The organism is Novosphingobium mathurense, from assembly GCF_900168325.1.
Taxonomy (GTDB): domain Bacteria; phylum Pseudomonadota; class Alphaproteobacteria; order Sphingomonadales; family Sphingomonadaceae; genus Novosphingobium; species Novosphingobium mathurense.
The window spans coordinates 491,910-505,664 of the sequence record NZ_FVZE01000001.1 but is presented as its reverse complement, the minus strand read 5'-3'; the positions used below and the strand labels follow the sequence as shown (position 1 = coordinate 505,664).

At 64.6% G+C, this 13,755-nt stretch carries 13 protein-coding genes; 5 read left to right on the top strand and 8 right to left on the bottom strand.

Going from position 1 to position 13,755, the window contains the following annotated elements; translation table 11 throughout:
• Positions 1–9: 9 nt before the first annotated feature.
• Positions 10–711: an HAD-IA family hydrolase gene (locus tag B5483_RS02520; RefSeq protein ID WP_079729373.1), complete on the bottom strand. Its 702-nt coding sequence runs from the start codon at positions 709–711 to the stop codon at positions 10–12.
• 60 nt (positions 712–771) lie between these two features.
• Here B5483_RS02520 and glmU point away from each other — a divergent pair, with 60 nt between their 5' ends.
• Complete coding sequence (gene glmU / locus B5483_RS02515) at positions 772–2,148, top strand: bifunctional UDP-N-acetylglucosamine diphosphorylase/glucosamine-1-phosphate N-acetyltransferase GlmU (protein ID WP_079729372.1); 1,377 nt, start codon at positions 772–774, stop codon at positions 2,146–2,148.
• 24 nt (positions 2,149–2,172) lie between these two features.
• Here glmU and B5483_RS02510 read toward each other — a convergent pair whose 3' ends face one another.
• Positions 2,173–2,889, bottom strand: a complete 717-nt coding sequence (locus B5483_RS02510; protein ID WP_245828796.1) for a tetratricopeptide repeat protein — start codon at positions 2,887–2,889, stop codon at positions 2,173–2,175.
• A 214-nt stretch (positions 2,890–3,103) separates the two neighbouring features.
• Here B5483_RS02510 and B5483_RS02505 point away from each other — a divergent pair, with 214 nt between their 5' ends.
• The 3 genes from B5483_RS02505 (at position 3,104) to B5483_RS02495 (ending at position 8,355) form a co-directional block, all read left to right on the top strand.
• A complete protein-coding gene (locus B5483_RS02505; RefSeq protein ID WP_054947456.1) occupies positions 3,104–3,934 on the top strand; it encodes a TIGR00266 family protein in 831 nt (276 codons plus the stop codon).
• A 149-nt stretch (positions 3,935–4,083) separates the two neighbouring features.
• Complete coding sequence (glmS, locus tag B5483_RS02500) at positions 4,084–5,907, top strand: glutamine--fructose-6-phosphate transaminase (isomerizing) (RefSeq protein WP_079729371.1); 1,824 nt, start codon at positions 4,084–4,086, stop codon at positions 5,905–5,907.
• A gap of 255 nt (positions 5,908–6,162) precedes the next feature.
• The gene (locus tag B5483_RS02495; protein WP_231634734.1) at positions 6,163–8,355 is read left to right on the top strand and encodes a putative bifunctional diguanylate cyclase/phosphodiesterase; all 2,193 of its coding nucleotides are present in this window, start codon (positions 6,163–6,165) and stop codon (positions 8,353–8,355) included.
• Positions 8,356–8,503: 148 nt separating this feature from the next.
• On the opposite strand, the gene purQ is transcribed toward B5483_RS02495, so the two are convergent.
• Together purQ and purS are read right to left on the bottom strand one after the other, a co-directional pair.
• The gene (gene purQ / locus B5483_RS02490; protein WP_054947458.1) at positions 8,504–9,181 is read right to left on the bottom strand and encodes a phosphoribosylformylglycinamidine synthase subunit PurQ; all 678 of its coding nucleotides are present in this window, start codon (positions 9,179–9,181) and stop codon (positions 8,504–8,506) included.
• Positions 9,178–9,414, bottom strand: a complete 237-nt coding sequence (gene purS, locus B5483_RS02485; RefSeq protein ID WP_054947459.1) for a phosphoribosylformylglycinamidine synthase subunit PurS — start codon at positions 9,412–9,414, stop codon at positions 9,178–9,180. Before purS ends, purQ begins: the two co-directional genes overlap by 4 nt.
• A gap of 210 nt (positions 9,415–9,624) precedes the next feature.
• Here purS and B5483_RS02480 point away from each other — a divergent pair, with 210 nt between their 5' ends.
• Positions 9,625–10,530: an SDR family NAD(P)-dependent oxidoreductase gene (locus tag B5483_RS02480; protein ID WP_054947460.1), complete on the top strand. Its 906-nt coding sequence runs from the start codon at positions 9,625–9,627 to the stop codon at positions 10,528–10,530.
• Positions 10,531–10,558: 28 nt separating this feature from the next.
• Here B5483_RS02480 and B5483_RS02475 read toward each other — a convergent pair whose 3' ends face one another.
• The 4 genes from B5483_RS02475 to B5483_RS02460 are packed head-to-tail and all read right to left on the bottom strand — an operon-like array spanning position 10,559 to position 13,623.
• On the bottom strand, positions 10,559–10,930 hold the full coding sequence (locus B5483_RS02475) for a DUF2794 domain-containing protein (protein WP_054947461.1): 372 nt from the start codon (positions 10,928–10,930) through the stop codon (positions 10,559–10,561).
• Between the two features lie 5 nt (positions 10,931–10,935).
• Complete coding sequence (gene epsC / locus B5483_RS02470; RefSeq protein WP_054947462.1) at positions 10,936–11,640, bottom strand: serine O-acetyltransferase EpsC; 705 nt, start codon at positions 11,638–11,640, stop codon at positions 10,936–10,938.
• A 51-nt stretch (positions 11,641–11,691) separates the two neighbouring features.
• Entirely contained in the window at positions 11,692–12,321 is a 630-nt protein-coding gene (locus B5483_RS02465; protein ID WP_054947463.1) for an HdaA/DnaA family protein, read from the bottom strand.
• Between the two features lie 15 nt (positions 12,322–12,336).
• The gene (locus tag B5483_RS02460) at positions 12,337–13,623 is read right to left on the bottom strand and encodes a hypothetical protein (RefSeq protein WP_054947464.1); all 1,287 of its coding nucleotides are present in this window, start codon (positions 13,621–13,623) and stop codon (positions 12,337–12,339) included.
• Between the last annotated feature and the right edge of the window lie 132 nt (positions 13,624–13,755).

Here is a 13,755-nt window from a genome sequence, read left to right as displayed (position 1 = left end):
CGATCCCGGTCAGCGAACCGAGGCAGTCCCCAGGCAATCGAGCGCGGGAATGAGCTGGTCGAAATGGTCGATCACCGCATTGGCGCCCAGTTCGCGGGGCGGCTTGTCGCAGAAGCCGAAGCTGACCGCGACGCAGGGCAGACCTGCAGCGGCAGCTGCCCCGGTATCGTAAGTCGTATCGCCGACATAGACCGCGCGTGCCTCCTCGCGCGAAACCCCGGCCCGGTCGAGCATCTCGAAGATGAGATCGGGGTGGGGCTTGGCCTTGCCCGGCCCGAGGGTATCCCCGCCGATGACAGTGAAGAAGCGGTCCGACAGGCCAAGCTCGTCAAAGATCCGCAAGGCGAAGCGCTCAAGCTTGTTGGTCACCACGGCGATCTTCACGCCGCGCGCGGCGAGCCCGTCGAGCATTTCCAGGCCGCCCGGAAACAGGCGCGTCTCGACCGCGATATTGGCTTCATAGAAATCGAGCAGAATGCGGTGCAGTTCGTCGAAACGGGCGTCGGAGACCGGCTCCCCGGTAACCTCCAGCGCGCGGGCCAGCATCTTTTTCGCGCCGCCGCCGATCAGGTCGCGCACTTCGGACGCGGGGATTGCCTGCCTGCCTTCGTGCGCAATGGCATGGTTCACTGCCGCTGCAAGATCACCGTGACTGTCCAGAAGGGTTCCGTCGAGGTCAAAACCGACGATATCGAATGGAAATGTGCTCATCGCGTCCCCAGTTAAGACTTGATGTGGAAACCGCAACATTTTGCTGGCACATGAGCCGCCATGGTCGAAGACTCATCACCCCTCGCCCCGCTCGCAGTCGTCGTCCTTGCCGCCGGCAAGGGCACCCGCATGAAGAGCAACCTGCACAAGGTCCTGCATCCCATCGCCGGCCGGCCAATGCTGGAGCATCTCATGGCCAGCGCGGCCGAACTCTCGCCGCAGCGGCAGGTCGTCGTCGCCGGACACGGGCTGGAGCAGCTTGAAAAGGCGCTGGGCGACAAGGTGACTTTCGCGGTGCAGGAACCGCAGCTCGGCACCGGCCATGCGGTCCAGCAGGCGCAAGGCGCGCTCGATGGCTTCGATGGCGACATCCTGATCCTTTACGGCGACGTGCCCTTCGTGCGCACCGAAACGATGCGCGCGATGATCGAGCGCCTTCATGCCAAGGATTCCCCTGCGGTCGTGGTGCTCGGCTTCGAACCGGAAGATCCGCTGCAGTACGGGCGGGTGCTGGCCCACGACGACGGCCGCATCGCGATGATGGTGGAATACAAGGACGCGACCGAAGACCAGCGCGCCTGCCGCCTGTGCAATTCCGGCCTGATGGCGGTGAAGTCGGCGGACCTGTTCGACCTGCTCTCACGCGTGGGCAATGACAATGCGCAGGGGGAATACTACCTCGTCGACATCGTCAATGTCGCCACGCTGGAGGGCCGCACCTGTGCGGTCATCACCACGGACGATCCGGACGAAGTGGGCGGGATCAACAGCCGCGGCGAACTGGCCGAGGCCGAAGCACGCTGGCAGGCCCGCCGTCGCAAGGCGGCCATGGCCGATGGCGTGACGCTGACCGCACCGGAAACGGTCTTCTTCGCCTGGGATACGCAGCTTGGCCGCGACGTTACGATTGAGCCGAACGTTGTCTTCGGCCCGGGCGTGACGATCGCCGACGATGTCACCGTCCGCGCCTTCTCGCACCTTGAAGGCGCGACGCTGGAAAGCGGTGTCGAGATTGGCCCTTATGCCCGCCTGCGTCCTGGCGCGGTGCTCAAGGCCGGTTCCAAGGTCGGCAACTTCGTCGAGATCAAGAAGGCAGTGCTGGGCGAAGGCGCTAAGGCCAATCACCTCAGCTACCTTGGCGATGCCGAGATCGGCGCGGGCGCGAACATCGGCGCAGGCACGATCACCTGCAACTACGACGGCTACTTCAAGCACAAGACGGTGATCGGCGAACGCGCCTTCATCGGCTCGAACAGTGCGCTGGTCGCCCCGATACAGATCGGCGCGGATGCGATCGTCGCCGCCGGCAGCGCTGTCACGCGCAACGTCGCGCCGGGCGAGCTTCGTCTCGTGCGCGGAGAACAGCTGATCAAACCCGGCTGGGCCGACCGCTTCCACGATGCGATGAAGAAGAAAAAGGCCGAGCAGAAAAAGTAAGTCAGCCCGGCCTTCGCAACTGAATTACGAACCGATTGCCTTCTTGCGGGCGATATGTCCCAGTTCGATACTGGCGGCCTTGTTCCCTGGCTCGAATTCCAGCGACTGCCTGAACGAATTCTCGGCCGCATCGAGATTTCCGAGCATCATCTGGTTGTAGCCGATCCCCCGCAACGCCCGCGCGGCAAGGTCGGCATCGGGTCCGGTCGGATTCTTGTCGGCCACGTCCCAGGCATGAAGGAACAGTTCGAGCGAAGCCTTCCAGTCGCGGCGCGACTTGTAGAGTTCGGCATATTCGTTGGCGTAGTGCGCATCGAAGGGCGCCAGCTCGGTCGCACGGCGCAGCTCCGCCTCGGCAAGATCGCCGCGCCCCATGTCGATCAGGGCATACCCCTTGCCGAAGTGCGCGTCGCAGACCGCCGAATCGATCAATACCGGGCTCGCCCCCGAAGCACTGGTCGCGGTCGTGATCCGCGAGGCATCGCGTTCATTGCGTGCGCAGAAGCGCGGACGCGGATCGCCCAGATGCCGACGGTCTGCCGCCGAGATCACTGCGTCGAATTCGGCAATCGCCTTCTTGGGCTTGCCTGAGCGAATGAAGCCAAAACCTGCCGAGGTGCGCTGCTTGTCCATGACATCGGGCGCAACCACCAGCTGGCTAACTTCGGTCAGGTGCCCCGGCGAAACCGATTCGGCGCGTGCCGAGGCCGGTCCTGCAGCCGTACCGACAGCCATTGCCATGCAGATTCCGGGAACTAAGGCCTTCCACTGGTTCATCGATTTCATCCTCACCCAAATGCGCCGCGCACCTTTTGGAGGTCGACGAATCCGCTGAAATGCCGCGCACCTTGTTAGTGGTCGACGAACTGCAAAGCGTATCCGATGAACGCGGTTTGACAAGGATAATCGCCCACCCCACACCCTTGTTCCAGCTATTCACCGCAAAGGAGGCATCATGTCCGGCAGTCCCTGGAGCCATTCGCGCAGTTCTTCGATTTCAGACGACGTCGATTTCGAGATCAGGGGCCAGGAGCTGCAGTTCGTCGAAATCGAACTCGACCCCGGCGAAAGCGCCGTCGCCGAAGCGGGGGCGATGGTCTGGAAGGATGCCTCGATCGAGATGTCGACTGTCTTCGGAGACGGATCGGGCGGCGAAGGCAGCGGCTTCATGGGCAAGCTGCTCGGCGCGGGCAAGCGCCTTGTCACCGGCGAAAGTCTGTTCACGACCGTGTTCACCCACCAGGGCAAGGGCAAGGCGCGGGTCGCCTTCGCCGCGCCCGTTCCCGGCGCGATCCTCCCGATCAAGCTGGACGACGTCGGCGGGCGCCTGATCTGCCAGAAAGACGCCTTCCTCGCCGCAGCCCGCGGCGTCTCCATCGGCGTCCATTTCCAGCAGCGCATCATGACCGGCCTGTTCGGCGGCGAAGGCTTCATCATGCAGAAGCTGGAAGGCGACGGCTGGGTCTTCGTGCAGATGGGCGGCACCGTGATCGAGCGAGAACTGGCCCCGGGCGAGGAACTGCACGTCGACACCGGCTGCGTCGCCGCCTTCACATCGGGCATCGACTTCGACGTGATCCGCGCCGGATCGGTCAAGTCGATGATCTTCGGCGGCGAAGGCGTGTTCTTCGCCCGCCTGCGCGGCCCCGGCAAGGTCTGGGTCCAGTCCCTCCCCTTCTCGCGGCTTGCCGGCCGGATGCTGGCAGCAGCCGGCTCCCGTGGTGGCCAAAACCGGGGCGAGGGTTCGATCCTGGGCGGTCTGGGCGACCTGCTCGACGGCGACTGAGCAATCTTTCCACCGCTGGCTTGCCAAGACCGGCGGCTAAACCGATTTTCAAGCTTGTCCATTCCCGGACGGAGCGCCATCTGCTGGACCGACAAGGCTCGATCCAGCCACAACAACATTCACCCGGAACAAGGCGGCAAGCGCGACACATGTGTGGAATCATCGGTATCGTCGGCAAGGAAGAAGTCGCGGAGCGCCTCGTGGACGGCCTCAGGCGCATGGAATACCGCGGCTATGACAGTGCCGGCGTCTGCACTGTCCACGAAGGTCAGCTGATCCGTCGCCGGGCCGAAGGCAAGCTGCTCAACCTCGTCAAGGAACTGGCGGTCGATCCGGCTCCGGGCCTGATCGGCATTGCCCACACACGCTGGGCCACCCACGGTGCGCCCACGGCGGTCAACGCCCATCCCCATGCGACCGGGGAACTGGCGCTCGTCCACAACGGCATCATAGAGAACTTCCGCCCCTTGCGCGAGGCGCTCGTCGCGCGTGGACGCAAGTTCGAAAGCCAGACCGACACCGAAGTCGTCGCGCACCTCGTCTCCGAACTGGTCGAGGCAGGCCAGTCGCCGCAGGAAGCGGTCAGGGCCGCCTTGCCCCAGCTTCGCGGCGCCTTCGCACTGGCCATCGCCTTCCGCCGCTTCCCGGACATGCTGATCGGCGCCCGCCTCGGCTCGCCGCTGGTCGTCGGCTATGGCGAGGGTGAAACCTACCTCGGCTCCGATGCCCTGGCGCTGGCCCCGCTGACGCAGCGCATCTCCTACCTCGAGGAGGGCGACTGGGTCGTCATCACCCGCGAAGGCGCGCAGATCTACGACGTCGACGGTAATGCCGTACAGCGCGAGATCGTCACCTCCGGCGCCTCTGCCGTAGCGATCGAGAAAGGCAACTACCGCCACTTCATGCAGAAGGAGATCTTCGAGCAGCCGACCGTCGTTGCCCAGACCCTGCGCAGCTACATCCGCCAGATCGACCACTCCGTCGCCCTGCCCCAGATCGATTTCGACGTCACCAGCGTCAACCGCATCACCATCGTCGCCTGCGGCACCAGCTATTATGCCGGCATGGTTGCCAAGTACTGGATCGAGCATTTCGCGCGCCTGCCGGTGGACATCGATGTCGCCAGCGAGTTCCGCTACCGCGAACCGGTCCTGGAGCAGGGCGGACTGGCCCTGTTCATTTCACAGTCTGGCGAAACGGCCGACACGCTGGCGGCGCTGCGCCACTGCAAGGAAGCGGGCCAGAAGATCGCCGTCGTCGTCAACGTGCCGACCAGCACCATGGCGCGCGAGGCCGATCTGCTGCTGCCCACCCATGCGGGGCCCGAGATCGGTGTCGCCTCGACCAAGGCGTTCACCTGCCAGCTGGCCGTACTCGCCGCCCTGGCTGCGCATCTGGCAGTCAAGCGTGGGCGCATGGCGCGCGAGGAAGAGATGGAAGTCGTCAATCACCTCGTCGAAACGCCTGCCTGTCTCAACGCTGCGCTCGCCCATGACGAGGAAATCGCCGAGATGGCACACCTCATCGCCCCGGCGCGCGACGTGCTTTACCTTGGGCGCGGTCCGGACTTCCCGCTCGCCCTCGAAGGGGCACTCAAGCTCAAGGAAATCAGCTATATCCACGCCGAGGGCTATGCCTCGGGCGAAATGAAGCACGGACCGATCGCGCTGATCGACGATGCCGTGCCGGTCATCGTCCTAGCGCCTTCCGGTCCGCTCTTCGAAAAGACCGTCAGCAACATGCAGGAAGTGCGCGCCCGCGGCGGCAAGGTCGTGCTGATTTCCGACAGGGAAGGTATCGAGGAAGCTGGCGAAGGCTGCATCGCGACGATCGAGATGCCCAAGGTTCACCCGCTGATCGCGCCGCTGGTCTATGCCGTCCCGGTTCAGTTGCTGGCCTACCACGTCGCCTGCGTAAAGGGCACCGACGTCGACCAGCCCCGCAATCTCGCCAAGAGCGTAACCGTCGAATAACGACAGTTCGCGGCAATAATTCAGTCCTGCGCGACTGATTGAACGACTTTTACCCTGTAATAACACTTGGTCGGTTATTGCAGGGGCGTGAACACGCACACGTCCACCTACTGCACCTTGCCCCGGGAACTGCCAGTATTGGCGGTCCTCGGGCTATCGGATCCGGACGACGGCGATTGGAGCCGACTGCGGGGAATCCAATATTCCTGCCTCGGCCACTCTACCTTCGCGCGGGTAACGACGCAGATTTCCGCCATGCTCGCAACCGCCGCCCTGGTCTTCGGGCAAGTGCCGATGGCGGCGGTCGCGATCTGGATCGCCGTGGCCTGCCTCACGCTCTGGCGCGGGGTCCGTATCGATCGCACGCTGATCGACGCGGACAAGCGTCGCATCTCGCGCGACGAAGTCCACGCGCAGATGATCAGCTCGATTCTCAACGGCCTGGCCTGGTCGGTCCCGATCGGCGGCCTGGGCTTCTTCGTCGACCCGCAAACGCAGGTGAAGCTGTGGATCGTGGTGGCGATGCTGATGACAGCATCGGCCGTGCTGCTGCCGGCAGTGCCGCTCGGCACCCTGCTCTTCACCGGGATTACCGGCTCTACGGCGATCGTTTTCTTCCTGAGCCGCGGCATGTTCGACATGGCCGCGGTCAGCATCGCTTTCTCCGGGATCGTGATCGCCGCCGCCATCGAGAGCGCGCGCCGCCATGTTACCGCCAAGATCGCAGAAGCAGGTATTGTCGAGAAAGACGAAGTCGTCTCGATGCTGCTGCGCGAGTTCGAGGAAGGCGAGGCGGACTGGCTCTGGCAGATCGACACCGCCCGCCGCGTGCGGTCGGTTTCCCCGCGCTTCGCCTTCGCATTGGGCATGGACGCCAAGGAAATCGAGGGGCAGCCCCTGATCCAGCTTATCGCCGGTTCGGCGTGGGAGAGCGGCCAGTTCTCGACCAGCCTCCACGACCTGGCCGAACGCATCAAGCGGCGCGAGAACTTCAACAACCTGCTGGTGCGCGTGACGATCCACGGTCAACCCCGCTGGTGGGAGCTTTCCGGTACGCCCAAGCTCGATGAAAAGGGCAATTTCGACGGCTTCCGCGGCGTCGGATCTGACGTCACCGAAGCGCGCGAAAATTCCGACAAGATCGCCTGGCTTGCGCGATACGACACGCTGACCGGCCTTCCCAACCGCATGATGCTCACCGAAGCGCTCGGCGAAGCACTGGACTATGCCGAAAAGTGGCGCACGCGCTGCGCCTTCCTGATGATCGACCTCGATCGCTTCAAGGCGGTAAACGATTCGCTGGGCCATCTCGTCGGCGACCAACTTCTGGCCCGCGTCTCGGAGCGGCTCAAGGAACAGATGACCGACAACGAGCTGTGCGGCCGCCTCGGTGGCGACGAGTTCGCCATCGTCATCCGCGACGCTTCGGACCTTGCCCATATCGACCGCGTCGCCGAACGCGTCATCAAGCGGCTTTCGCAGCCCTATGAGGTCGACCAGCACACACTCTACGTCGGTGCATCGGTCGGGTCCGCAATCGGCCCGCGCGACGGCTCGACCGTCGAGACCCTGATGCGCAATGCCGACCTCGCGCTCTATCGCGCCAAGGATACCGGCGGAAACGATCACTTCACCTATGAGCCGGCCCTGCACGCCCACGCCGAAGAGCGCCGCAAGCTCGAATTCTCGCTGCGCCGTGCGCTGGAGCGCGACGAATTCCAGCTCGTCTATCAGCCGGTCGTCGCGGCAGACACCGAAGGTGTCGTCAGCTTCGAGGCGCTGCTGCGCTGGAACAGCAAGGATCACGGCAGCGTCAGCCCGGCCAAGTTCATCCCGCTGGCAGAGGATACCCGCCTGATCGTACCGATCGGGGAATGGGTCCTCCAGGAAGCGTGCAAGGAGGCGATAAACTGGCCCGAACACATCCGCGTCGCGGTGAACGTCTCGGGTGAACAGCTCCTCGACCAGAACTTCGTCGCCAGCGTCGTAGGCGCGCTCCGGCTCAGCGGCCTCAGCCCGAACAGGCTCGAGATCGAGGTGACAGAAAGCATCTTCCTGCGCGACACGACCAAGGCCAATGCCGCGCTCGAGGAAGTCATGGCGCTGGGCTGCGGCATTGCGCTCGACGACTTCGGGACCGGCTATTCCTCGCTCGGCTACCTGCGCAAGCTGCGCTTCTCGACGATCAAGGTCGACCGCATGTTCGTGCAGGGCGCTGCCACCGGCAATCCCGAGAGCCTTGCGATCATTCGCGCCGTCGTTGCCATGGCCGACAGCCTCGGAATGTCGACGACGGCTGAAGGTGCGGAGACGCAGAAGGAAGTCGACATGATTCGGCAGCTCGGCTGCCGCAAGATCCAGGGCTATTTCTTCGGCCGCCCGATGGCCGCCCAAGATGCCATCGCCCTGTTCGGCAATCCAGCCAATCCAAGGCAAAGCGCGGCCTGAACACCCCGCCGCTCAAGACTGCCGCATCCGCGCGATAGTACGCAGATCCAGTCTGCCCCCGCTCGCAATCAATCAACTACACCGAGGATGGAGCCGACCGCCCCGGGATGCACCCGGGACGTCGGCTTGGCTTGGGCTTGTATGGCGCTCAGGCGCCGACCAGGCCCTTGATCGCGCTTTCGAACAGCGCACGACCGTCGGTGCCGCCATGGGTCGCCTCGATGGCGCGTTCCGGGTGCGGCATCATGCCCAGCACGTTGCCGGCATCGTTGAGCACGCCGGCGATCTGTCGCGCCGAACCGTTTACGTCTTCGGCATAGCGAAAGGCTACGCGCCCCTCACCCTCAAGACGGTCGAGCGTCCCTTCGTCGGCAAAATAGTTGCCGTCATGGTGCGCAACGGGGATGACGATTTCCTGCCCGGCTTCGTAGCCGCTGGTGAACAGCGACTGCGCATTTTCCACCTTGAGGCGGACATCGCGGCAGACGAAGCGGATCACCGAGTTGCGCAGCAGCGCACCCGGCAGGAGACCGCTTTCGGTCAGGACCTGGAAGCCGTTGCACACGCCCAGCACCGGAACGCCGCGACCGGCAGCCTCGATGACGGCCCGCATGACCGGCGAGCGCGAGGCAATCGCACCGCAACGCAGGTAGTCGCCGTAGGAAAAGCCGCCCGGCAGGGCGATGAAGTCCAGTCCTTCGGGCAGGTCGGCATCACCGTGCCACACGCGATGCGGCGCAGTGCCCGAAACCTTCTCCAGCGCGTCCGCCATGTCGCGGTCGCAATTGGAGCCGGGAAAGGTGATGACGGCGGAGCGGAAGCTCATGCGGCGACCTTCTCGATACGGTAGTTCTCGATCACCATGTTGGCGAGGAGCTTGCGGCACATGTCGTCGAGCGCTTCGTCGGTTACGCTGTCGGCAACGTCGAGCTCGATCAGGCGGCCGGCGCGGACGTCGTTCACTCCCGAGAAGCCGAGGCCTTCGAGCGAGTGGTGAATCGCCCGACCCTGCGGATCGAGGACACCGGGCTTGAGGCTGACGTGGACGCGGACTTTCATCGCGGGGGCCTTTCGCTAGGGCGGTCTGGTCAATTGCAATCCCGCTTCGCGCGGAATCGCCGGATTCGTTCGGACCGCCTATGGCCCCGAGAACGCGCGGGAGCAAGCGGCAGCACGCGCTTCATGGTCAAGCTTTGCAATTGAACCGCACCGCACAACCTGCCATTTCGCGGCAAGCCCCCTCACGCACCAAGCCGGAGTGCTCCGAAAATGCCCATTTCGTTTAAAGGACAGGTCGCCATCGTGACCGGTGCCGGCAATGGACTGGGACGTGCCTATGCCCTTGAGCTGGCGCGGCGCGGCGCGAAAGTCGTGGTCAATGACCTCGGCGGCGCCCGCGACGGCCGCGGCCATTCCGATGCCGCACTCGCAGTCGTCGAGGAAATCCGAGAGGCCGGCGGCGAGGCCATGGCCGACGGCGGCGACGTTTCGGACTTCGCGCAGATGGAAGCGATGGTCACGCGCACGAAGGAAGCCTGGGGCGGCGTCCATGTCCTGATCAACAATGCCGGCATCCTGCGCGACCGCACTTTCGCGAACATGGACCCGGCCGATTTCGAACTGGTCGTGCGCGTTCACCTGCTGGGCAGCGCCTTTGCGACCAAGGCGGTGTGGGAAACCATGCGCGAGCAGCGCTACGGCCGCGTGCTGATGACCACGTCATCCTCGGGCCTTGGCGGCAACTTCGGACAGGCCAACTATGGCGCAGCGAAGGCCGGCGTCCTCGGACTTGCGCGCACCTTGCGCATGGAAGGCGCCAAGTACGACATTCGCGTCAACTCGATCGCGCCGACTGCCGGAACCCGCATGACCGCCGACATCTTTCCCGACGAAGCCTACAATGCCTTCGTCCCCGAAGCGGTCGTGCCCGCCGCGCTGTTTCTCGTATCGAAGGATGCACCCAGCGATGCCATCGTGGGTGCCGGCGGCGGCGTCTACCAGGGCGCCTTCATCACCATGAACGACGGCATCCTGCTACCCGAGGCGGAGCGCACCGTCGAAGGTTTCGCAGCTGCATGGGAGCGCATATGCGACCGGCGCGGCGACCATGTGTTCGATAACGGCATGGAGCAGTCGCACCACGCGATGGCCATGCTGTCCGGCAAGCGCGGCTGACGGCAATCGGGCCTAGCGCCCCTGCCCTTTAATCCTCGACGATCTTGAGGAGCTTGCGTTCGAGCGGACTGAGAATGCCGGCCAGTTCGTGCCCGCGCTTGAGCACTTGCCCGGCCTCGCCGAACAGCGTCCACATGCCCTGCTTTGCGCGCAGCGAAGGGCGCTTCTCCACCCGTGCCTGCGGGCGTTCGGCAGCGCGGCGAAAGGCGCTGAAGTTGGCCGCATCCTTGCCGAAGTCCATCGCATAGTCGCGCCAAAACCCGGCGGCGACCATGCGCCCGTAGAGATCGAGAATCCGCATCAGTTCGTCGCGCTCAAACCCCACCTGCAGCGGCTTGCGCCCAGGGAATGCAACGACACTGCCGAGGTTGGAATTCAGTCCGGCCGGCCCAACCGACATTCAGCTCAAACGCCCTTGCATGCCGGTTCGGTCGACTTCGCGGCCTCTTCGCGTTCGGCCATGAGCGCCTCCACTTGCGCGCGCAGGGCATCGATCTGCTCTTCAAGCTGGTCGACGCGCTGGTTGGGCGCAGGTTCGCACGGCTCCTTGCAGGGCGTGCCGTAAGGCATGAAGTCCTTGGCGTAAGTTTCTGCGGCGACAAGGGTCGAACGTGCCTTCACGCCGATCATGGTCGCGCCTTCCGGCACGCTCTCGGTCACCACGGCGCTGGCGCCGATGCGCGCACGCTTGCCGATGGTCACCGGCCCGATGATCTGCGCCCCGGAGCCGACGATGACATTGTCCTCCAGCGTCGGGTGGCGCTTGCCGCCCTTGCCGTTGGTCGGGTTGGAGCCGCCAAGCGTGACGCACTGGTAAATCGTGACGTTATCGCCGATCTCCGCCGTCTCGCCGATCACGGTGAAGCCGTGGTCGATGAAGAAGTTCCTGCCGATGGTTGCGCCCGGATGGATGTCGATCGCGGTCATGAACCGGGAGAGGTGATTGACTGCGCGCGCGAGAAAGAACAGCCGCGCCTTGAACAGGCGATGCGCGATCTTGTGCCAGAACAGCGCCCACACGCCGGGATAGAGCAGCACTTCCCAACGCGAACGGGGCGCAGGGTCACGCGCCACGACAGAATCCAGATATCGGACAAGATTACCGAGCATTGCCCGAATCTCCCATCAATTCGCCTGCAAGGCAAGCATCGTAGAGCAGACCTAGTTCCCGAGGTCTTCCGGAGCGCCGCCTTTAGTCTCGATCAAGGCTTCGCGCCAGATGGCCAGTGTGGGGGCCTGTTTGCGTTCCAGACTGAGCCGATCGATCGCTTCGACCAGCCGTTCGACCCCCAGATGGCTACGCTCGCACCGTGGTACAAGATAATCGGTTGCGGAATGGTCAAGAACGAGGCCGCGCATTTCGGCGTGCACTTCCATCAGGGCGGCCAGCATCTCGTCGTCCGGCACGTCGATTTCGAGGTCGAGTGCGGCTCCCAATCGCGAATTGAGGTCCGGCAGGCTGACTTTCCAGGCTCCCTCGCCATTGCCGCGCGGTCGGTTGCTGACGATGAGCAGGGGCCGTCCGCTCTCCTGCGCACGGTTCCAGCGGTGGAACAGCGCGTCTTCGTCGACCGTGTCGGCATCGTCGACGACATCGCCCACGCCCGAATCGGCAAACCAGCCCGCAAGCAGTGACTTGCCCGAACGCGGCGGTCCGGTGAGGATCGCGGTATGGAAGGGCCAGTTTCCCGGCTCTGACATTGCATCGATCGCGGACGCATTGGCATTGCCCACGACGATGCGCGGCGGCCTGTCCCGTTTGGACGAAAGCGGTAATGCGATCTGCCTCATGCCCAAGGCCCAGTCCTAGCGGCTGATCCTCAGCGTAGAGCCGCTGGCAGAGACATTCCAGCCCTGCGCCTTCAGCGCCGCGGCAAGGCGTTCCGCCCCACCCGCTGCGGTGACCCTCATGACCGAGGTTCCGCCGATAGCCAGGCTCACCGTGGCGGCCCCGCTCACGCCCGGCACGCCGCGAACGGCGGCCAGCGCCGAGTCGACCGCCCCTGCATCGGGCGTTGCGAACTGTACGGTCACCGTCTCGACCGGACCGGCAGCGACGCTTTCGGGCGTTGCCCCCGGGATCGGTTGAGGCGTGAGAAGTTCTGGCGGCGGCGCGCCCTGCGGCATCAGCTTGTCGCGCAATTCGGCAAAGGCGCGGTCCAGCGTGAGGCGACCGGCGGTGATCGTCGGGTCCGGCTGGAGCAGCCCCCGATCGAGCGCATCGCGGTAGATGCCATCGACGCGCTGTACCGCCTTGTCGAGCATTTCCGGCAGCTGCTCGTCGCCTGCCGCCGTCATCTCGAAGCTGGAGAGGAACTTGTTGTCCGGGCCGTAGCGTGCCGTGAAGGTGCCCTTCACCGGGCCGCCCGGCCACTGACGCTCAAGCCGGGCCACCGGCACGATCACGTCGGCCGCGTCGAACTGGTTGAGAACGTTGCGCCACCAAAGGCGACTGCGTCGGCCCGGCTGTCCCGCCGTGAGAATCAGCGATTCGCCGCCAGCGCCGGCCGGACGCACGTAATCGATAGTGCTCTGCGCCGCCTGGAACTCGGCCCAGGCGCGTTGCCAGGGCCCGCGCACCTCGAAGACCTGGCGCACGCCGCCGGAATAAAGCACGGGAATGACCAGCAACGGCGCCGAACGGACTTTCGCACCGTCCCCGCCGACGAACTGGCCCGCCCTGGCCTTGTCGAAGATAATACCCAGCGAGGCGATATAGCGGTGCGGGCCGATCTGTTCGTGCTCGATCACCACGGACGAGACCATGGCATCGATCGATTCGACCGGCATGTCAGGACCGCCCAGCTTCTTCCAGGCTTCCTTTTCCGCCTCTTTCCACGCCTTTAGACGGGCATCCGCGCCGGTCTTGTCCGACACGTCCACCTTGATGCCGTTGACCTGGATGTCCTCGGAATTGACGAGCGGAGGGATGCCGCGATCACCCTCTATCTGCGCGATCAACGCGGAGCCGCCGGCAAAGGCGAGCGCCGCGGCCGCCACGCCGCCGAGGATCAGGCCCTTGCGCCCAGCGGCGCCCTTGAGCGAACCGGTGCGGGCAAGCCGCCGGAATTTGTGGGAGATTGTCGTGGCCATTGTCAAAACTCGGGCCTTTTGCCCAAACGGCGAGCGAAATCCAAGCAGGAAAGCGACTGCGCCCGAACTTGGGCATGCCCGGCGCTTTTTGTGCGTCATTTTTGCGGGTCGGGCGTGACTCGAAACCGATTG

What these genes read in the sequence shown, in the direction of transcription:
- B5483_RS02520 (WP_079729373.1), bottom strand. Translation starts at nt 711, where the DNA reads ATGAGCACATTTCCATTCGATATCGTCGGTTTTGACCTCGACGGAACC.
- glmU (WP_079729372.1), top strand. Translation starts at nt 772, where the DNA reads ATGGTCGAAGACTCATCACCCCTCGCCCCGCTCGCAGTCGTCGTCCTT.
- B5483_RS02510 (WP_245828796.1), bottom strand. Translation starts at nt 2,889, where the DNA reads ATGGCAATGGCTGTCGGTACGGCTGCAGGACCGGCCTCGGCACGCGCC.
- B5483_RS02505 (WP_054947456.1), top strand. Translation starts at nt 3,104, where the DNA reads ATGTCCGGCAGTCCCTGGAGCCATTCGCGCAGTTCTTCGATTTCAGAC.
- glmS (WP_079729371.1), top strand. Translation starts at nt 4,084, where the DNA reads ATGTGTGGAATCATCGGTATCGTCGGCAAGGAAGAAGTCGCGGAGCGC.
- B5483_RS02495 (WP_231634734.1), top strand. Translation starts at nt 6,163, where the DNA reads ATGCTCGCAACCGCCGCCCTGGTCTTCGGGCAAGTGCCGATGGCGGCG.
- purQ (WP_054947458.1), bottom strand. Translation starts at nt 9,181, where the DNA reads ATGAGCTTCCGCTCCGCCGTCATCACCTTTCCCGGCTCCAATTGCGAC.
- purS (WP_054947459.1), bottom strand. Translation starts at nt 9,414, where the DNA reads ATGAAAGTCCGCGTCCACGTCAGCCTCAAGCCCGGTGTCCTCGATCCG.
- B5483_RS02480 (WP_054947460.1), top strand. Translation starts at nt 9,625, where the DNA reads ATGCCCATTTCGTTTAAAGGACAGGTCGCCATCGTGACCGGTGCCGGC.
- B5483_RS02475 (WP_054947461.1), bottom strand. Translation starts at nt 10,930, where the DNA reads ATGTCGGTTGGGCCGGCCGGACTGAATTCCAACCTCGGCAGTGTCGTT.
- epsC (WP_054947462.1), bottom strand. Translation starts at nt 11,640, where the DNA reads ATGCTCGGTAATCTTGTCCGATATCTGGATTCTGTCGTGGCGCGTGAC.
- B5483_RS02465 (WP_054947463.1), bottom strand. Translation starts at nt 12,321, where the DNA reads ATGAGGCAGATCGCATTACCGCTTTCGTCCAAACGGGACAGGCCGCCG.
- B5483_RS02460 (WP_054947464.1), bottom strand. Translation starts at nt 13,623, where the DNA reads ATGGCCACGACAATCTCCCACAAATTCCGGCGGCTTGCCCGCACCGGT.